This is a genomic window from Streptomyces sp. NPDC051664, assembly GCF_044453545.1.
GTDB lineage: Bacteria > Actinomycetota > Actinomycetes > Streptomycetales > Streptomycetaceae > Streptomyces.
Window position 1 is genome coordinate 263,474 of the sequence record NZ_JBITCU010000004.1, and the last position, 18,366, is coordinate 281,839.

22 protein-coding genes are annotated in these 18,366 nt (G+C 71.4%); 16 read left to right on the top strand and 6 right to left on the bottom strand.

All coding sequences use genetic code 11. The annotated features are described in order from the left end of the window. Positions 1–62 precede the first annotated feature (62 nt). Positions 63–245, bottom strand: coding sequence for a hypothetical protein (locus ACIA8E_RS10225; RefSeq protein ID WP_399296418.1), 183 nt, complete (start codon positions 243–245; stop codon positions 63–65). A 223-nt stretch (positions 246–468) separates the two neighbouring features. Here ACIA8E_RS10225 and ACIA8E_RS10230 point away from each other — a divergent pair, with 223 nt between their 5' ends. From ACIA8E_RS10230 to ACIA8E_RS10245, 4 genes are all read left to right on the top strand, one after another. Next, positions 469–1,725 (top strand): NYN domain-containing protein, encoded by a 1,257-nt coding sequence (locus tag ACIA8E_RS10230; protein WP_399296420.1) that lies wholly within the window; start codon positions 469–471, stop codon positions 1,723–1,725. Positions 1,726–1,820: 95 nt separating this feature from the next. Further along, positions 1,821–2,795, top strand: coding sequence for an ABC transporter ATP-binding protein (locus ACIA8E_RS10235; protein ID WP_352264724.1), 975 nt, complete (start codon positions 1,821–1,823; stop codon positions 2,793–2,795). A 61-nt stretch (positions 2,796–2,856) separates the two neighbouring features. Then, the gene (locus ACIA8E_RS10240; RefSeq protein WP_399296422.1) at positions 2,857–3,699 is read left to right on the top strand and encodes an ABC transporter permease; all 843 of its coding nucleotides are present in this window, start codon (positions 2,857–2,859) and stop codon (positions 3,697–3,699) included. A 34-nt stretch (positions 3,700–3,733) separates the two neighbouring features. Beyond that, positions 3,734–4,402: an ABC transporter permease gene (locus tag ACIA8E_RS10245; RefSeq protein ID WP_399296424.1), complete on the top strand. Its 669-nt coding sequence runs from the start codon at positions 3,734–3,736 to the stop codon at positions 4,400–4,402. A 71-nt stretch (positions 4,403–4,473) separates the two neighbouring features. Here ACIA8E_RS10245 and ybaK read toward each other — a convergent pair whose 3' ends face one another. From ybaK to ACIA8E_RS10265, 4 genes are all read right to left on the bottom strand, one after another. Further along, positions 4,474–4,980, bottom strand: a complete 507-nt coding sequence (gene ybaK, locus ACIA8E_RS10250; RefSeq protein WP_399296426.1) for a Cys-tRNA(Pro) deacylase — start codon at positions 4,978–4,980, stop codon at positions 4,474–4,476. A gap of 26 nt (positions 4,981–5,006) precedes the next feature. Further along, positions 5,007–5,756, bottom strand: coding sequence for an LON peptidase substrate-binding domain-containing protein (locus ACIA8E_RS10255; protein ID WP_399296428.1), 750 nt, complete (start codon positions 5,754–5,756; stop codon positions 5,007–5,009). Positions 5,757–5,761: 5 nt separating this feature from the next. Continuing rightward, the gene (locus ACIA8E_RS10260) at positions 5,762–6,799 is read right to left on the bottom strand and encodes a hypothetical protein (RefSeq protein ID WP_399296430.1); all 1,038 of its coding nucleotides are present in this window, start codon (positions 6,797–6,799) and stop codon (positions 5,762–5,764) included. A 277-nt stretch (positions 6,800–7,076) separates the two neighbouring features. After that, positions 7,077–8,678: an oxidoreductase gene (locus ACIA8E_RS10265; RefSeq protein ID WP_399296432.1), complete on the bottom strand. Its 1,602-nt coding sequence runs from the start codon at positions 8,676–8,678 to the stop codon at positions 7,077–7,079. Between the two features lie 169 nt (positions 8,679–8,847). On the opposite strand from ACIA8E_RS10265, the gene hisD reads away from it, so the two are divergent. From hisD to hisF, 8 genes are read left to right on the top strand one after another with little or no spacing between them, the layout of a single operon-like run. Beyond that, on the top strand, positions 8,848–10,170 hold the full coding sequence (gene hisD, locus ACIA8E_RS10270) for a histidinol dehydrogenase (protein ID WP_399296434.1): 1,323 nt from the start codon (positions 8,848–8,850) through the stop codon (positions 10,168–10,170). Then, positions 10,167–11,288 (top strand): histidinol-phosphate transaminase, encoded by a 1,122-nt coding sequence (locus tag ACIA8E_RS10275; protein WP_399296436.1) that lies wholly within the window; start codon positions 10,167–10,169, stop codon positions 11,286–11,288. The genes hisD and ACIA8E_RS10275 overlap by 4 nt, the downstream gene beginning before the upstream one ends. Continuing rightward, positions 11,285–11,881 (top strand): imidazoleglycerol-phosphate dehydratase HisB, encoded by a 597-nt coding sequence (gene hisB / locus ACIA8E_RS10280; protein WP_030919430.1) that lies wholly within the window; start codon positions 11,285–11,287, stop codon positions 11,879–11,881. The genes ACIA8E_RS10275 and hisB overlap by 4 nt, the downstream gene beginning before the upstream one ends. Continuing rightward, positions 11,878–12,045, top strand: coding sequence for a hypothetical protein (locus ACIA8E_RS10285; protein WP_313936834.1), 168 nt, complete (start codon positions 11,878–11,880; stop codon positions 12,043–12,045). Before hisB ends, ACIA8E_RS10285 begins: the two co-directional genes overlap by 4 nt. Before the next feature lie 11 nt (positions 12,046–12,056). Then, on the top strand, positions 12,057–12,698 hold the full coding sequence (gene hisH, locus ACIA8E_RS10290) for an imidazole glycerol phosphate synthase subunit HisH (RefSeq protein ID WP_399296439.1): 642 nt from the start codon (positions 12,057–12,059) through the stop codon (positions 12,696–12,698). Beyond that, positions 12,698–13,426, top strand: coding sequence for a bifunctional 1-(5-phosphoribosyl)-5-((5-phosphoribosylamino)methylideneamino)imidazole-4-carboxamide isomerase/phosphoribosylanthranilate isomerase PriA (priA, locus tag ACIA8E_RS10295; RefSeq protein WP_326631047.1), 729 nt, complete (start codon positions 12,698–12,700; stop codon positions 13,424–13,426). The genes hisH and priA overlap by 1 nt, the downstream gene beginning before the upstream one ends. Next, positions 13,423–13,821 (top strand): RidA family protein, encoded by a 399-nt coding sequence (locus ACIA8E_RS10300; protein WP_030919442.1) that lies wholly within the window; start codon positions 13,423–13,425, stop codon positions 13,819–13,821. Before priA ends, ACIA8E_RS10300 begins: the two co-directional genes overlap by 4 nt. After that, on the top strand, positions 13,818–14,573 hold the full coding sequence (hisF, locus tag ACIA8E_RS10305) for an imidazole glycerol phosphate synthase subunit HisF (RefSeq protein ID WP_399296442.1): 756 nt from the start codon (positions 13,818–13,820) through the stop codon (positions 14,571–14,573). Before ACIA8E_RS10300 ends, hisF begins: the two co-directional genes overlap by 4 nt. Positions 14,574–14,670: 97 nt before the next feature. Here the strand turns inward: hisF and ACIA8E_RS10310 are convergent, their stop codons facing one another. Continuing rightward, positions 14,671–15,303: a TIGR03085 family metal-binding protein gene (locus ACIA8E_RS10310; protein ID WP_030919453.1), complete on the bottom strand. Its 633-nt coding sequence runs from the start codon at positions 15,301–15,303 to the stop codon at positions 14,671–14,673. Positions 15,304–15,388: 85 nt separating this feature from the next. On the opposite strand from ACIA8E_RS10310, the gene hisI reads away from it, so the two are divergent. The 4 genes from hisI (at position 15,389) to ACIA8E_RS10330 (ending at position 18,330) form a co-directional block, all read left to right on the top strand. Further along, entirely contained in the window at positions 15,389–15,769 is a 381-nt protein-coding gene (gene hisI, locus ACIA8E_RS10315) for a phosphoribosyl-AMP cyclohydrolase (protein ID WP_030972822.1), read from the top strand. An 11-nt stretch (positions 15,770–15,780) separates the two neighbouring features. Then, positions 15,781–17,268, top strand: coding sequence for an anthranilate synthase component I (locus tag ACIA8E_RS10320; RefSeq protein WP_030972820.1), 1,488 nt, complete (start codon positions 15,781–15,783; stop codon positions 17,266–17,268). A 14-nt stretch (positions 17,269–17,282) separates the two neighbouring features. After that, complete coding sequence (locus tag ACIA8E_RS10325) at positions 17,283–17,942, top strand: TIGR02234 family membrane protein (protein WP_399296444.1); 660 nt, start codon at positions 17,283–17,285, stop codon at positions 17,940–17,942. Positions 17,943–18,078: 136 nt separating this feature from the next. Further along, a complete protein-coding gene (locus tag ACIA8E_RS10330; RefSeq protein WP_399296446.1) occupies positions 18,079–18,330 on the top strand; it encodes an HGxxPAAW family protein in 252 nt (83 codons plus the stop codon). The last annotated feature ends 36 nt before the right edge of the window (positions 18,331–18,366 follow it).

The following is an 18,366-nucleotide window of genomic DNA, read 5'->3' on the forward strand; positions in this document are numbered from 1 at the left end:
CCGCGAGAGCGGGAGCGCCCCTCTTCGGTTACCGGTTACAGGCCGGACCGGGGAAAAACAGGTCAGTTGTGGCCGAATCGCCGCTGGTGCTTACGGGCAACATCAGCAGGGCTTCCCTGGGCCTGCGACTGAGGCTTCATCTGCGACTCGTAAGCCGTCGACTTCGCATCCTCCGCACCGCGCTCCGCGGTGGACGCGCGGTCCTGCTGCTGGCTGCTCTGCTTGCGGTTCTTGTTCTTGGCCATGGTGTTCCTCCTGTGCGGAATCTCGGGGCCAGGACCGCTGTCAGACTCACATATCAGGATATAGCCCGCATGTTGGATCATTACCGTGCGTAGTAAAGGGGTATCATGCGCCGATTTACCGATCCGCCACGCCGATGATCGAGTTCCGGCCGTCAAGCCCCTTGCCGTCGGGCAGACTCGAAGGAAACCCTGAGCAGAACCCATTCCCGATTTCTGGAAGAGGGTGGAACGCGTGGACCGTTGCGTCGTCCTGGTGGACGCCGGCTATCTGCTGGGAGCAGCCGCGAGTCTGCTGGCCGGAGAGCCCGCCCGTTCCCGCATCACCGTCGACCATGCGGCGCTGATCCAGGGCCTGCGTGAGCGAGCCGAGGGCGATACGGCGCAGCCGCTGCTGCGGATCTACTGGTTCGACGGCGCCCCCGACCGCGTACCCCAGCCCGAACACCGCAGGCTGCGGGTCATGCCCCGGGTGACCGTGAGACTGGGGGCGCTCACCCGCAGTGACGGGCGGTGGGCGCAGAAGGGCGTCGACGCCGCGATGCACGCCGAACTCACCGAGCTGGCCAGAAACCGCGCCTGCTCCGATGTGGTCCTGGTGACCGGCGACGGCGATCTGCTGCCCGGCCTGATGTCCGCCAAGGAACACGGCGTCGCCGTCCATCTGTGGGCCGTCCAGGCCGCCGACGGCGACTACAACCAGTCCGAGGACCTGGTCGCCGAAGCCGACGAACGCCGGGTGCTCGACCGGGCCTGGATCACCCAGGCCGTACGGGCCAAGGACAACGGCGGCAGCTGCGCTCCGCCGCCCGCCCCGCGTCCCGAGATCGCCGCGATCCTCTCCGCACCGCTGCCCGAGGCGGCCCTCGCAGCCTCCGCCGAGCGGGCCTCGGAGGCCCAGGCCGCCGCCGCCCGCAACGGCACGGCGGAGCCGGTGGTCAACGACACCGCGCACGCCCCGGCCGCGCATGGCGGCAGGGGTGTCCCCACCCCGAAGGACCTGGCGGGCAGCCTCCGTGGCCCCGGCGCCCTGCCGGGTCACGCCGCCCCGCCCCCGGCGAGCGCCACCCTGCGCTGGTCCTCCGAAAAGGGCTGGGTGGAGCGCGGCGGCCAGCTCGGCGAACCCGCCGAGACCGCTTCGCTGCCCACCCTCGCCCAGCTCACCTCCGCCGAGCAGCGCTGGGCGGACCGCGAGGAGGACATCACCACCGTCGGCGGCGACCCCTTCGAGGTGGGCCAGGTCTTTGCCCGGCGCTGGATGGAACGGCTGCCTGAGACCGTCCATCTGCAGAAGCTGTCGACCATGTACCCACGCATCCCGCACCGCATCGACGGCGAGCTGCTGCGGTACGCGGCACGGTTCGGCCTGCTCGCCCACAAGGACGACCAGATCGACGAACACGACCGGTATGCGATCCGGGCGGGTTTCTGGCGCGAGATCGACGTACGCGCGGCGGCCGAACACGCCCCCGCGGCGGAGTAGTCCGGCAGCCCCGGACGCAATACGGGGCATCCGACCCCGTACCCTCATACCTCGTGAGTACGGGCACAGCACAGGCGCAGACGGCGACCGGGACCGTGTGCGCGGTGCGTGATCTGGTCAAGACCTATCCCGCCGCCCGCGGCCGCCGCGGCGCACCCGCCACCCCTGAGGTGCGCGCCACCGACGGGATCAGCCTCGACGTCCGGCGCGGCGAGATCTTCGGACTGCTCGGGCCCAACGGAGCCGGCAAGTCCACTCTCGTCCGGCAGCTCACCGGGCTGATGCGGCCCGACTCCGGCAGCGTCGAGATGCTCGGTCACGACCTCGTACGCCACCCCGAGCGGGCCTCCCGGCTGATCGGCTACCTCGGGCAGGAGTCCACCGCCCTCGACGAGCTGACAGTCTCGCTCGCCGCCGAGACCACCGGCCGGCTGCGCGGACTCGCGGTACGCGACGCCCGCGCCGCACGCGACGCCGTACTCGACGAACTCGGCCTCACCGACATCGCCGCGCGCCCCCTGAAGAAGCTCTCCGGCGGGCAGCGGCGGCTCGCCTGCTTTGCGGCGGCGCTGGTCGGGGAGCGCCCGGTGCTCGTCCTCGACGAGCCGACGACCGGGATGGACCCCGTCGCCCGGCGCGCGGTCTGGGCCGCCGTCGACCGGCGGCGCGCCGAGCGCGGTGTGACGGTGCTGCTGGTCACCCACAACGTGATCGAGGCCGAGACCGTCCTCGACCGGGTCGCCGTCATCGAACGCGGCAAGGTCATCGCCTGCGACACCCCGACCGGGCTCAAGGAGCGCGTCGCCGGCGAGGTCCGGGTCGAACTCGTGTGGCGCGAACGCGCGCCCCTGGACGTACCCGAAGTGGCCGCTCTGCGCGCACTGGCCCAGGAGTCGGGGCGCCGCTGGGTGCTGCGGCTCGGGCCGGACGAGGCGCGCGCCGCGGTCGCGGCGGTCACGGGTGGCGCGGCGTTCGCCGCACTGGACGACTTCACGCTGGCGACGCCGAGCCTGGAGGATGTCTATCTGGCGCTCGGCGGGAATACGACGCAGGGGCTGGTGAAGGCGTGACCGGCGTGAGCGGCGACGACGGATACAGGGCCGGGCAGGGACCGAACAGGAGCAGCGCCAGGTGACGAGCATCGTTCCTGCGGAGGTGGCCGGTGCCGAGCCGGTGACCGGAAGACTTTCCCCTGCCGGGGTCGGCGCCGGTGCCGTTGTCGAGCGGCTCGCGCCGCGCGCCAAGCTGTTCCCCTCGCTCGCCGCCGTCTACCGCGCCCAGCTGTCCCGGGCCAGGGTCGCCCGGATCCCGCTGCTCTTCGTGGCGACCTTCCAGTCCATCGGGATCATGATCCTGATGCGCGGGGTCGTCGACGGTGGTGCGGAGGCACGGGCCGTGGTCGCCGGATCCAGCGTCCTTGTCGTTGCCTTCGTCGCGCTCAACCTGCTCGCCCAGTACTTCGGGCAGCTGCGGGCCAGCGGCGGGCTCGACCACTACGCAACCCTGCCGGTGCCGCCCGCCGCGGTGGTGCTCGGTGCGGCCGGGGCGTACGCCTCCTTCACCGTGCCCGGCACGATCGTCACCGCAGTCACCGGGAGCGTGCTCTTCCAGTTGCCGATGACCCATCTGTGGGTGCTGGTCGCCGTCATCCCGCTGTCCGGGGCCGCGCTCTCCGGGCTCGGCGCCGCACTCGGACTGCTCGCACCCCGGCAGGAGCTGGCCACGCTGCTCGGGCAGCTGGGCATGTCGGCGGCGCTGCTGCTCGGGGTGCTGCCGGCCGGCCGGATGCCCGCGCCGATCGGCTGGGCCCGCGATCTGCTGCCCTCGACGTACGGGGTGGAGGCCCTGTCCCGGTCGTTCGGCGCCCATCCCGACTGGGCGGTCATCGCCCTCGATCTCGGCGTCTGCGCGGTCGTCGGAGTTCTCTCGCTGGCCGTGGCGACCTGGGCGTACCGCAGGGCAGCGGTCCGGTGAGGCGCGACACAGGGACGCCTGGCACGATGGCACAGTGACCGCACCTCTGACGCCGCCCCACCGGCCCTCGCCCAACGATCCCTGGCAGATCCCGCCGAAGGGCGGTGGCTCCCACCCCGGGATGCTCCTGGAGTCGCAGGAGGAGCGCGACCTTCGGGGGGACCTGCGGCGGGCAGCCCTGATCACCGTCCTGATGACGGTGGCCGGTGTCGCACTCGGACTGCTGTGGCTGTGGCTGGCGCCGCGCGTCCCGCTGGTCTCCGACAACCAGGCGGTCTTCCTCAGCGACAGCGAGGGTGAGCAGGCGATCGGGGCCGACGGCACGTTCGTGCTGCTTGCGCTCGCGTTCGGTGCGGTGGCTGCGGCGCTTGTCTTCTGGTTCTTCCGGCGGGGCGGGATCGCGCCCGTGGCCGGCCTCGCGCTGGGCGGGCTGCTCGGGTCGCTGGTCGCCTGGGGGATCGGCGTCTGGTTCGGGCCGGGGCGCGACGTGGTCGCACACGCGCGTGAGGTCGGCAAGGGCGTGGTGTTCGATGCTCCGCTCGAGCTGCATGCGAAGGGGGCGTTGCTGGCGTGGGCGCTGGCGGCGATGGTCGTACACCTGGCGCTGACGGCGTTGTTCGGGCCGCGGGATCCGGAGCCGGAGTGGGGGAGCTGGGGGGCGGAGGCGCCCGGCGCGGCGCCGGGGCCTCCCACGAAGCCGTAGCGGCGGCCGACGCGGGGTGGGGCCGCTGCGCGCAGCCTCTTCCCCACCGCCGCACGGGCTCGATAGGGCGCCTACGACCGGCCGATCGGCGCGAACAGCGCCCCCGTCAGCGACGCCAGATCCGCCGGGGACAGTTCGACCTCCAGGCCTCGGCGGCCGGCCGATACGCAGATCGTCTCGTGGGTCTGTGCCGACGCGTCCAGCACCGTCGGCAGCCGCTTGCGCTGGCCCAGGGGTGAGATGCCGCCCCGCACATAGCCCGTCGTACGTTCCGCCGCCGCCGGGTCCGCCATCGCTGCCCGCTTGCCGCCGACCGCCGAGGCCAGGGCCTTCAGGTCCAGGGAGCCGGCCACCGGGACGACCGCAACGGTGAGGTTGCCGTCCACGTCGGCCACCAGCGTCTTGAACACGCGGTCCGGGGAGACACCGAGCGCCTCGGCGGCCTCCTCGCCGTAAGAAGGGGAGGCCGGGTCGTGCTCGTACGCATGGGTGGTGAACGGCGTGCCCGCCGCTGTCAGTGCGACCGTCGCCGGGGTACCGCCGGGGCCGGACTGCTGCTTCTTCGACTTCTTCGCCACGGGGCAGGGTCCTCGGGTGGTGGAGGTCAGTTGGGGTGGGTGGGGGCCCTGGTCAGGTCCACCGCGGGCAGCGACGGCAGATGGCGGATGACCGCCGTCTCGGACCGCAGCAGTGTCAGCTCTTCACGTAGCCGTGTCGCCGTGTCCGGTGCCTGCAGCAGCCGCTGCTTGGTGGGGACGTCCAGGACGGCCGCGGCGGCCACCAGATAGGAGACGACCGACGGATCGTCCGGCAGGTCCGCGCCCGTTGTCAGCGAGCGTTCGCTCGCGCCGGCCAGCCGTTTCTGGTAGCTGCGGAACGCCCGCAGCACGCCCTCGGCGAGCGCACCGGCCTCCTCGCCGGAGTCCTCGTCGAGCTCTTCGAGTTCGGCCGTCAGATACGGACCGCTCGCGTCGACCGAGAGCAGCTTGACCCGGGTCGTGCCGGTCGCCAGGACCTCGAAGCTGCCGTCCGCCCGCTCCCGGATCTTCGCCGCATCGGCGATACAGCCGACCCGGTGGAAGGTCTGCACGGGGTCGGGGCCGAAGCCGTCCGAGGGGCCGCGGTCGGTGGCGGCGGGCGCCATGGCGGTGTCCGGCATGCCGACGGCCGTCGGGGCGGTCTCGCGGCCGTCGCGGATGGCGACCACGGCGAAGCGGCGCGGTTCGTCCTCATCGGTCTTCAGCAGCTCACGCATCATGGCGCGATAGCGCTCCTCGAAGACGTTGAGCGGCAGCACAAGGCCGGGGAACAGCACTGCGTTCAGCGGGAAGAGGGGCAGACGAGCGGTGGTCACAACGGTCAAGCGTAATGGCCGTGCGACCGGCTGTGGCCGGCCAGGTTCCACAAGGGCGTCGCGGAGGCCACCTGGAGCCGCGCCCCGTCCCGCGCATCCAGGAACTGGCCGAGCGGATCCTCGGACACCGACGACCATGGGAACGATGCCGCATGGGGGCCGATCAGCCGGAACTGTTCCAGTGCCTCGTCCCACCGGCCCCGCACGACCAGTACGTACGCCAGCAGATTGCGGACCTCGGCCGGCCAGGGATCGCCCGGCTCGAACGAGGCGGAGAGCGTGATCGCCAGATCAGCGGCCGTGTCGATCCGCTCCTCCAGCACCGACGTCGTCTTCACGTCGGGACCGGCGATCAGCAGCGCGAACGCGGCCCGCACCGGCAGCGCCTGCACCAGCGAGCTGGGCAGCGAGTCCTCGGCGGCCCGTTCGGCGAAGTCGAAGCACTCGCGGTGCGAGCCGTACCAGGCGGCGGAGAGGTACTGCAGCGCCGCGACATGGCAGCCGTAGTGGTGCGACGAGCGCCGGATCGCCTGCTCCCACAGCGCCTCGAAGGTGGTGTGCGAGGCATGCGTGCCGCGCGCGTGGTCCAGGGCGAGCCGCCAGGGGACCGGGTCGCGCGGATCGCTCTCGGCCGCCGCGGTGATCAGCGGCCCCACGTCACGCAGCCGCTCCGCGCGGGCGGGCGACTCCCAGGCCCGGCGGACCGCCAGCTCGGCCTTGACGAGCAGGGCGTCCGGGTCGTGCGGAGCGGTGGCGAGCCAGTCGTTCAGCCAGCCGTCGCGGTTGCGGGCGAAGGTGACGAGCCGGCTGAGGTAGCGGTCGCGGTTCTCCCACTCGGCCGCGTCCCGGGTGGTGGCGAGGAGTTTGGCGGCCGGCTCGTACTCGCCGAGGGCGGCGGCTACGAGGGCCGGGGAGAGCCGTTCGTCCGGGGCGTCGAGCAGCACCGCATCGTCCGCCGGCAGTCCCGTGGACAGCCGCGGCGAGTGCCGGATCATGCGCGCGGTACGGAGCAGAGCGCGAAGGAATGACATGGTGCAGACCATTGAAAAGCGCTGGTCGGGGCAGCGCCAGAGGGGCGCTGTGAAGCTTTGGTGCCGAGTACATGGGTTGCCCCGAAGGCGGTCAAGAAAAAGTAAAGGAATGCATGGAATCTGGCTTGATCCTGTTGTTCCGGCGATGGGTGTCCGTCTTTTCGGCCGCCGGTCGGCCGGTCGTTCGAGTGTCCCGGCCGAGGCTGCCGGGGCGCGTGCCGGCCGGGCGGCGGAAGGGGACGGGGCGGTGGGGCGGAGCGGGTGTACCGCCCGGGCCCGGCGAGGCCGGTCAGCCCCGGCGCAGCAGCCGGGACGCGCCCGCCGCCACGGTGGTGGCCAGTATCCAACCGAGCAGCACCAGGGCGGCCGACGCCCACTGCCAGCCGTCCTCCATTCGCCAGTACCCGTCCTGCCCGAGGTTGATCACGGGCACCAGCAGATCCAGCGCGTACAGCGCCGCGTTCCACTCCGGGTGCTCGTCCCGCTTGATCGGCGCCGGGTCGTACTGCGAGAAGGCCACCGCCCCCGCCGCCCAGAGCACCGCCATCCACACCGCTGCCCGCCCCGGCCGGTAGCCGTACGCCACCGTCCAGTCCTGCAGGATCCCCCACAGCTTCGCGGCGGGCGGCAGCGTCTCGCGCCGCCGCCGCTGCTTGGCGAGCAGCACCTCACGGGCGTCCGCGTCCTCGCCGCAGTTGCGGAGCACGGCGGCCAGCCGCTCGTACGGCTCCGGCACGTACTCGGGGGTCGCCGCCGCCACCCACTCCAGACGCCGGGAGAGCGGGAAGTGCCCGTACGGGACGAGGTTCTCGTACACGAATCCGCCCATCGCGAGCCCGCCGGGCCCCGGCCAGCTGGTCGACACGTCGATCAGCGTGACGACCTTCGCGCCGTTCAGCACGACCCGGCCCTCCTCCGGCCGCTCCGCGTTGAACCGCAGCTCCGGAGCCACGATCCGGCGCAGCGACAGCTCCTCGTGGGGCGCCAGTACGAACCGCGCCTTGTGCAGATCGACCGCGTCACCGAACCGCCCGTCGTCCAGCCGCACCCCGCCGCGGCACTCGAAGATCTGCGAACGGGTGCCGTGCGCCGGGGTCGGGGCCATGACGGTGCCGTACGGGGGAGTCGTGCCCTGGTTCCCCGTGTCGACGCTCACCCAGGCCTCGGTCATGTACAGCGTGCGCTCCACGGTCAGCTGCGGGGCGTTCAGCGCGCGCCGGCCCCGCCCGGCCCGCAGCCGGCTGCCGCGCAGGCTCATCGAACCGCCGACCTTCGCCCCGCGCAGACTCAGCTCACCGCGTGCCTCCACCATCTCGGCCTGCAGGTCCTGCGCGACCGTGAGCCCGTCCCCGGCCAGGGCGCGGCCCTGCCGGTCGGCGCCCAGCTCGATCTGGTTGAGCAGCAGATCCGTGCCTATGTGGGCGTCGGTGAGCCGGATCCCGCGCTCGATCCGGCAGCGCGGCAGATGCAGATCGCCCTCGGTGCGCAGCCGGGCCGCCTCCAGCCGGGGCACCGCGCAGCCGACCATCCGTAACGTCGTGAAATGGCACTCGGGCAGCACCACCTCGTTCTCCAGACGGCAGCCCGTCAGCTCCACGTACGGCGCGACGCGCCCGCCCGCGAGATCCAGCGTCCCGGTGATCCGTACGCCCCGGAGCTTCAGTGCGGCGACACGCCCGGGCCGGGCCCGCGGACCGCTCAGCAGCAGCCGGGCGACGACCCGGGCGTCCACGCTGCGCTCCGCGCCCCAGTCCGTCGGCGCGAACGGATCGTCACGGAGCGGATCGCGGGCGCGCAGATCGTAGGTGCTCCCGCTTCGGAAGGCCTGCCACATGCCCAGCTCGGCCGCGGTGAGAGTGTCCGGAATGTCGCCGTTCTGTGGTTCGGCCACCGTGGCCCCCTCTGCTTGCAGTTGTTATTCCCTCTCTGTTCCCTCTGTGTGACGCCGTGAACGCCCGCGGTCAGCAGTGGCCGGGAGTAGTCGGCTGTGACCGCCGGGGCATGTATCAGCCAGTGATACGGGCGAACTGTCGCCGATGGCGGTCTGAGAGAATTGCGGTGTGATCTCTCGAATCGATCTGCGTGGCGGTGCCCTCCCCGAGGGCGGCGACCTGCGCGACCTGCTGCCCCGAGCCGAGTTCGACGTGGAGGCCGCACTGGAGACGGTGCGCCCCATCTGCGAGGACGTACGCCATCGTGGCTCAGCGGCAGTGATCGAGTGGGGGGAGAAATTCGACGGCGTACGGCTCGACTCGATCCGGGTCCCGGCAGCGGCGATCGCCGCTGCGCTGGAGCGGCTGGATCCCGCCGTACGGGCCGCCCTCGAGGAGTCGATCCGCCGCACCCGCCTCGTCCACCACGAGCAGCGCCGCACCACACACACCACTCAGGTCGTGCCCGGCGGCACGGTCACCGAGAAGTGGGTGCCCGTCGAACGCGTAGGTCTGTATGTGCCGGGCGGGCGCTCCGTCTACCCGTCGTCCGTGGTCATGAACGTCGTACCGGCCCAGGAGGCGGGCGTCGAGGGCATCGCCGTCGCCTCCCCGCCGCAGAAGGAGTTCGGCGGCCTGCCGCACCCCACCATCCTCGCCGCCTGCGCCCTGCTCGGTGTCGACGAGGTGTACGCGGCCGGTGGCGCACAGGCCATCGCGATGTTTGCGTACGGAACGGTCGAATGTCTTCCGGTGAACCTCGTCACCGGCCCCGGCAACATCTATGTCGCCGCCGCCAAGCGCCTCCTCAAGGGCCGCATCGGCATCGACGCCGAGGCCGGTCCCACCGAGATCGCGATCCTCGCCGACTCCACCGCCGACCCGGTGCACATCGCCGCCGACCTGATCAGCCAGGCCGAGCACGACCCGATGGCCGCCGCGGTCCTCGTCACCGACTCCGAGGAGCTGGCCGCCGCCACCGAGGCCGAGCTGAAGCCGCAGGTCGCCGCGACCAAGCACATCACCGACCGGATCGAACCCGCGCTGGCCGGCCGCCAGTCCGCGATCGTCCTGGTCAACGATCTCGAGGACGGTCTCAAGGTCGTCGACGCGTACGCCGCGGAGCACCTGGAGATCCAGACCGCCGACGCCGCCGCCGTCGCCGACCGCGTCCGTAACGCGGGAGCGATCTTCGTCGGCCCGTGGGCCCCGGTGTCGCTCGGCGACTACTGCGCGGGCTCCAACCACGTCCTGCCGACGGGTGGCTGCGCCTGCCACTCCTCGGGCCTGTCCGTGCAGTCCTTCCTGCGCGGCATCCACATCGTCGACTACACGCGCGACGCGCTCGCCGAGGTCGCCCACCACGTGGTGACCCTCGCCGAGGCGGAGGACCTCCCCGCCCACGGCGCCGCACTCAAGGCCAGGTTCGGCTGGAAGGTTCCGCAGCAGTGACGAACAGCAAGTCCATCCGGATCGACGATCTTCCGATCCGGGACGAGCTCCGCGGCCAGTCCCCGTACGGCGCCCCGCAGCTCGACGTCGCGGTACGGCTGAACACCAACGAGAACCCCTACCCGCTCCCCGAGGCGCTCGTCGACCGGATCGCCGAGCGCGTCCGCGAGGCCGCCCGCGACCTCAACCGCTACCCCGACCGGGACGCCGTCGAGCTCCGTACCGAGCTGGCCCGCTACCTCACCCGCACCGCCGGGTACGAAGTGGCTCTCGGCGACGTCTGGGCGGCCAACGGCTCCAACGAGGTGCTGCAGCAGCTGCTGCAGACCTTCGGCGGTCCCGGACGCACCGCGATCGGCTTCGAGCCCTCCTACTCGATGCACGCCCTCATCGCCCGGGGGACCGGCACCGGGTGGATCTCCGGACCGCGCAAGGACGACTTCACCATCGATGTCGCGGCGGCCTGCGAGGTCATCGCCGAGCAACGCCCGGACATCGTCTTCATCACCTCGCCCAACAACCCCACCGGTACCGCCGTCGACGCCGAGACCGTGCGCACGCTGTACGACGCAGCCCAGGCAGCCAGGCCGTCGATGGTCGTGGTCGACGAGGCGTACGGCGAATTCAGCCACCACCCCTCGCTGCTCCCGCTGATCGAGGGCCGGCCCAACATGGTGCTCTCGCGCACCATGTCGAAGGCTTTCGGCGCCGCCGGACTGCGGCTCGGCTATCTCGCCGCCGACCCGGCCGTCGTGGACGCCGTGCAGCTGGTGCGGCTGCCGTACCACCTGTCCTCCGTCACCCAGGCCACCGCGCTCGCCGCCCTGGAGCACACCGATACGCTCCTCGGGTACGTCGCCCAGCTGAAGAGCGAGCGCGACCGGATCGTCACCGAACTGCGCGCCCTCGGCTTCGACGTGACGGACTCGGACGCCAACTTCGTCCAGTTCGGCCGCTTCGCCGACAGCCACACCGCCTGGCAGCAGATCCTCGACCGGGGCGTCCTGGTCCGGGACAACGGCGTACCGGGATGGCTGCGGGTCTCCGCAGGAACCCCGGCAGAGAACGACGCGTTCCTCGATGCGGTACGCGAACTCAAGAAGGAGCACGACGCATGAGCCCCCGCGTAGGCCGCGTGGAACGCACCACCAAGGAGACGTCCGTACTCGTCGAGGTCAACCTCGACGGCACCGGCAAGGTCGACGTGTCGACCGGGGTCGGCTTCTACGACCACATGCTCGACCAGCTCGGCCGCCACGGCCTCTTCGACCTCACGGTGAAGACCGAGGGCGACCTGCACATCGACACGCACCACACCATCGAGGACACCGCCCTCGCCCTCGGCGCCGCCTTCAAGCAGGCTCTCGGCGACAAGGTCGGCATCTACCGCTTCGGCAACTGCACCGTCCCGCTGGACGAGTCGCTCGCCCAGGTCACCGTCGACCTCTCCGGCCGCCCCTACCTCGTGCACACCGAGCCGGAGAACATCGCGCCGATGATCGGCTCCTACGACACGACGATGACCCGGCACATCCTGGAGTCGTTCGTCGCCCAGGCGCAGATCGCCCTGCACGTCCACGTCCCGTACGGCCGCAACGCCCATCACATCGTGGAGTGCCAGTTCAAGGCACTCGCCCGCGCCCTGCGGTACGCCTGTGAGCACGACCCGCGCGCTGCCGGAATCCTCCCCTCCACGAAGGGCGCGCTGTGACCGGCCTCAACACCGTACTGATCGTCGTCGGCCTCTTCCTGGCCGGCGGCGTCTACTCCTTCTCGAAGCAGAAGATGCCCAAGAGCGTCATCGTGCTGCTCGGGATCGCCTCCGTGATGTGCCTGGTCGCAGGCGTCATGCGGATCCAGGGACTCTGGGACTGAGGGAGCGACCTGTGAGTGACCAGAAGAAGGTCGTCGTCTTCGACTACGGCTTCGGCAACGTCCGTTCCGCCGAGCGCGCCCTCGCCCACGTCGGCGCGGACGTCGAGATCACCCGTGACTACGAGAAGGCGATGAACGCCGACGGGCTGCTGGTGCCCGGCGTCGGCGCGTTCTCCGCCTGCATGGACGGGCTGAAGAAGGCCCGCGGCGAATGGATCATCGACCGCAGGCTCTCCGGCGGCCGGCCCGTGATGGGCATCTGCGTCGGCATGCAGATCCTCTTCGAACGAGGCATCGAGCACGGCGTGGAGACGGAGGGCCTCGACGAGTGGCCCGGTACCGTCGCCCCGCTGAAGGCCCCGATCGTCCCGCACATGGGCTGGAACACCGTGCAGTCCCCTGAGGACTCCGAGCTCTTCGCCGGTCTCGACCCCGAGGCCCGGTTCTACTTCGTGCACTCCTACGCCGTGCACGACTGGAGCCTCGAAGTCACCAACGCCAGGATCCGTGCCCCCCGGGTCACCTGGGCCACCCACGGCGAGCCGTTCGTCGCCGCAGTGGAGAACGGCGCCCTGTGGGCCACCCAGTTCCACCCCGAGAAGTCCGGCGATGCCGGCGCCCAGCTGCTGACCAACTGGATCGGAACACTCTGATGTCCACCAAGCTTGAGCTCCTCCCCGCCGTCGACGTCCGCGACGGCCAGGCCGTTCGCCTCGTGCACGGCGAGTCCGGCTCCGAGACCTCTTACGGTGACCCCCTGCAGGCCGCCCTCGCCTGGCAGCAGGCAGGCGCCGAATGGCTGCATCTCGTCGACCTGGACGCCGCGTTCGGCACCGGCGACAACCGGGCGCAGATCGCCGAGGTCGCCCGCTCCATGGACATCAAGGTCGAGCTGTCCGGTGGCATCCGTGACGACGCCTCGCTGGCCGCGGCCCTCGCCACCGGCTGCACCCGGGTCAACCTCGGCACCGCCGCCCTGGAGACCCCCGAGTGGGTCGCGAAGGTCATTGCCGAGTACGGCGACAAGATCGCCGTCGGCCTCGACGTCCGAGGCACGACGCTCCGCGGACGCGGCTGGACCCGCGACGGCGGCGACCTCTACGAGACGCTCGCCCGCCTCGACTCCGAGGGCTGCGCCCGCTACGTCGTCACCGACATCGCCAAGGACGGCACGCTCCAGGGCCCCAACCTGGAGCTCCTGAAGAACGTCTGTGCCGCCACCGACAAGCCTGTCGTGGCCTCCGGCGGTGTCTCCTCGCTGGACGACCTGCGGGCGATCGCCTCGCTCGTGCCGGACGGCGTCGAGGGCGCGATCGTCGGCAAGGCGCTGTACGCGAAGGCGTTCACCCTGGAAGAGGCGCTGCAGGTGGTCTCCGCATGACCGACTCCGTCCGCCGTGTCTCCTCCGGGGCCCCCTGGGAGGAGAAGTTCGGCTACTCCCGAGCGGTGGAGCTGTCCAACGGGCTCGTCCTGGTGGCCGGCTGCACATCGGTGGTCAAGGGGCAGATCTCCGCGGGCGGTCCGTACGAGCAGGCCGTCGCCTCCTTCAACGTCGCCTTCGACGCGCTGAAGCAGGTGGGACTCGGCCGTGAGGACGTCGTCCGTACCCGGATGTACATCACGCACGCCCGGGACGTGGACGAGGTCGGCCGCGCCCACAAGGAGCTGTTCGACGACGTCCGCCCCGCCGCTTCCATGATCATCGTGTCCGGCTTCGTCGACCCCAGCCTGGTCGTCGAGGTCGAGATCGAGGCCTACCGGGCAGGTGCGCAATGAGTCTCGCGGTACGAGTCATCCCATGCCTGGACGTCGACAACGGCCGGGTCGTCAAGGGCGTCAACTTCCAGAACCTGCGCGACGCGGGTGACCCCGTCGAGATGGCGAAGCTGTACGACGCCGAGGGCGCCGACGAGCTGACCTTCCTCGACATCACCGCGTCCAGCGGCGACCGGGAGACGACCTACGACGTGGTGCGCCGTACCGCCGAGCAGGTCTTCATCCCGCTCACCGTCGGCGGCGGCGTCCGTACCGCCGACGATGTCGACAAGTTGCTGCGGGCCGGCGCCGACAAGGTCGGCGTCAACACCGCGGCCATCGCCCGCCCGGACCTCATCCGGGAGATCGCCGAGCGGTTCGGCCGACAGGTCCTCGTGCTGTCCGTGGACGCCCGCCGTACCCCTGAAGGCACCTTCGAGGTCACCACGCACGGCGGCCGCACGGGCACCGGCATCGACGCCGTCGAGTGGGCGCACCGGGCCGCCGAGCTGGGCGCGGGCGAGATCCTGCTCAACTCGATGGACGCGGACGGCACGAAGGACGGCTACGACACCGAGATGATCGAGGCGGTCCGGGGGCATGTGACCGTCCCGGTCATCGCCTCCGGTGGCGCGGGCCGGCTCGCGGACTTCGCCCCGGCCATCGCGGCGGGCGCCGACGCGGTGCTGGCCGCGTCCGTCTTCCACTTCGGTGATCTGAGGATCTCCGAGGTCAAGGGCGCACTGCGGGAGGCCGGGCACCCGGTCCGCTGACCGCGGAGTCATCGATCGCCGGACGGAACCGATATGCGGTTCCGTCCGGCGATCGGCCTTCTGCGGCCCGTCACCTCTCAGATCGCGGCAGTCTCCCCTACATGCCCAGCTCGGCCGTGCTCACCCGGGTCACCGCCTCCTTGTCGCCCTCCAGTTCCACCCGCGCCGCATCCTGCCGCCCCGACGCGAAGAGCAGCAGCTCGCCCGGCTCCCCGGTCACCGTCACCACCGGAGTGCCCTTGTGCGCCACGGCGGTCTGCCCGTCCGGGCGCCGCAGCACCAGCCCCACCGGGGCCTTGCGCCCCATGAGCCGCGCCGCCTTCTCCATGCGCGACCACAGGGCGTCGGCGAAGACCGGGTCCAGATCCCGCTGCGACCAGTCGGGCTGTGCCCGGCGCACGTCCTCCGCGTGGATGTAGAACTCCACCGTGTTGGCCGCCTCGTCCAGCTGCTTCAGCCCGAACGGAGACATCCGGGGCGGTCCCGTACGGATGAGCTGGATCAGCTCCTCGTAAGGCTTCTCGGCGAATTCGGACTGGACCCGGTCGAGCCGGTTCTTCAGCGGGCTCAGCAGCACCCCGGCCGCCGCGTCCGGCCTGCGCTCGCGTACCACCACATGGGCGGCGAGGTCGCGGGTCGTCCAGCCGTGGCACAGGGTCGGAGCTTCGGGGCCCGCCGCCTCCAACAGGTCGGCGAGCAGAAGTCGTTCACGCTTTGCATGGGTCGACATGCTGGCCAGCGTACGACCGGCGTCCGCGGTCCGCCCAGTGGACGCCCCGCCGGACTGCCTCCGCGGCCACGGCACAATGGGGCACATGACCAGCACGCCCGCGCCCAGCACCCCGCCCGCCAGCAGCCTGGATCCCGCCATCGCCGCCCGCCTCAAGCGCGGCGCCGACGGTCTGGTTCCGGCCATCGCCCAGCAGTACGACACCGGTGAGGTGCTGATGCTCGGCTGGATGGACGACGAGGCGCTGCATCGCACCCTGACGACCGGCCGCTGCACCTACTGGTCCCGCAGCCGTCAGGAGTACTGGGTCAAGGGCGACACCTCCGGCCACATCCAGCTGGTCAAGTCCGTCGCCCTCGACTGCGACGCGGACACCGTCCTGGTCAAGGTCGACCAGACGGGCGCCGCGTGTCACACCGGCGACCGCACCTGCTTCGACGCCGACGTACTCCCGCTCGGGCAGTAGGGTCAGCCGCCATGGATCTCGAGACCTTCCGCAAGCTGGCCGCCGACCGGCGTGTCATCCCTGTCAGCCGTCGGCTTCTCGCGGACGGCGACACCCCGGTCGCGCTCTACCGCAAGCTCGCGGGCGAGCGCACCGGCACGTTCCTCCTCGAATCCGCGGAGAACGGCCGCACCTGGTCCCGCTACTCCTTCATCGGGGTACGCAGCGCCGCCACCCTCACCACCCGCGACGGCCGGGCCCACTGGCTCGGCACCCCGCCCGTCGGCGTCCCCGCCGACGGCGACCCGCTGGTGGCCCTGCGCGCCACCATCGACGCCCTGCACACCCCGCGCGACCTGCACTCCGGCATGCCGCCCTTCACCGGCGGCATGGTCGGCTATCTGGGTTACGACGTCGTGCGCAGGCTGGAGAGGATCGGTGAGCACGGTGGCGACGATCTGAAGCTCCCCGAGCTGACCATGCTGCTCACCTCGGACCTCGCCGTCCTCGACCACTGGGACGGCAGCGTCCTGCTGATCGCCAACGCGATCAACCACAACGATCTGGAGACCGGCGTCGACGAGGCGTACGCCGACGCCGTCGCCCGCCTCGACGCCATGGAGGCCGATCTCTCCCGCCCGGTCGAGAGCGCCCCCGTCACCCTCCCGCCGTCCGAACTCCCGCCGTACAGCGCACTCTGGGGCGGCCAGGCCTTCCAGGACGCCGTCGAGGACGTGAAGGAGCGGATCAGGGCCGGCGAAGCGTTCCAGGTCGTCCCCTCCCAGCGCTTCGAGACCCCGTGCACGGCCGGTGCGTTGGACGTCTACCGGGTGCTGCGCGCCACCAACCCGTCGCCGTACATGTACCTCTTCCGGTTCGACGGCTTCGACGTCGTGGGCTCCAGTCCGGAAGCCCTCGTCAAGGTCGAGGACGGGCGCGCCATGGTCCATCCGATCGCCGGTACCCGGCCCCGCGGCATCACCCCGCAGGAGGACCAGGCCCTCGCCGACGAGCTCCTCGCCGACCCGAAGGAACGCGCCGAGCACCTGATGCTCGTCGACCTGGGCCGCAACGACCTGGGCCGGGTCTGTGTGCCCGGCAGCGTCGAGGTCGTCGACTTCATGTCGATCGAGCGGTACTCGCACGTCATGCACATCGTCTCCACCGTCACCGGCCGCGTCGCCGAAGGCCGTACCGCCTTCGACGTCCTCACCGCCTGCTTCCCGGCCGGTACCCTCTCCGGCGCCCCCAAGCCCCGCGCCATGCAGATCATCGAGGAGCTCGAACCCACCCGCCGCGGACTGTACGGCGGCTGCGTCGGCTACCTGGACTTCGCCGGGGACTCCGACACCGCCATCGCCATCCGTACGGCGCTGCTGCGGGACGGCACGGCATACGTCCAGGCCGGAGCGGGAATCGTCGCCGACTCCGACCCGGTCGCCGAGGACACCGAGTGCCGTAACAAGGCCGCCGCGGTCCTGCGCGCCGTCCATACCGCCAACCGCCTCCACGAACGCTGACGAGGTAAGGGATAGTGGACTACGTGAGTGCCGTCCCCGTACCCCAGCCCCGTGCCCAAGCCGCCATCGCGCCCGACGCCATGGGAAGCCGCCGCAGCCTGGCCGCCGGCCTGCTTCTCGGGGCGGTCGGCGCCACCGTCGTGCTCCTCGCCTCCGGCCAGACCTGGGCGGAGGGCAAGGCCGCGGTCGGCGGCGGCTCCCTGCCGCTGACCGTCGACGGCCAGGATGTCACCGGTCTCCCGGCGGCCCTCGCCATCGTCGGCCTGGCCGCCCTCGTCGCCGTCTTCGCCGTCCGCAGCGCCGGCCGGCTGCTCGTCGCCGGGCTGCTCGCCCTCAGCGGCCTCGGGGCCGGTGTCAGCGCCTACCTCGGCGCCTCCGACAGCACGGCCCTCGACGAGAAGGCGGCGCAGACCACCGGCGACGCCTCCTCCACCATCGACGCCCTCAGCCACACCGCGTGGCCGTACGTCACCGCAGTCGGCGGCCTGCTGATCCTCCTCGCCGGGCTGCTCGCCCTGCGGTACGGGAAGCTGTGGCCCACCATGTCGGGACGGTACGAACGCGACGGCACCCCGCGCCCCCGCAAGGCCCCCCGCACCGCCCCGGACCCGGACCGGCCCGAGGACCTGTGGAAGGCCCTGGACCGCGGTGAGGACCTGACGCGCGAGGTATGACCCCCAGCTCACGTCGTACCCGCACGTACGGGACAATGACGGTGAGCTTTCTGCACAGCGGCAGCGCAGCGCACCACAGCGGCACCAGCTTTGCGTACAGCGATACCAACAGCGCAACACCAACGAGGAGCAACTCATGGCGGGCAGCAGCCACGGACACACCCCGGCCGCCTGGACCGGTGTCATCATCTCGTTCATCGGCTTCTGCATCGCAGGCGTCTTCATGGTCGCGGCCAACCCGCTCGGCTTCTGGGCCGGTCTCGCGGTCATCTTCATCGGTGGGCTCGTCGGTCTTGCGATGAAGGCCGCCGGCCTCGGCATGCCGAAGGAGTCGGCCGAGATGGCCGCAGCCAGGGCGCGGGCCGGACAGGCCCAGGTCTCCTCCTGACCCCGGTCGGACCCATCGTGCGAGGCGCAGCCCGGA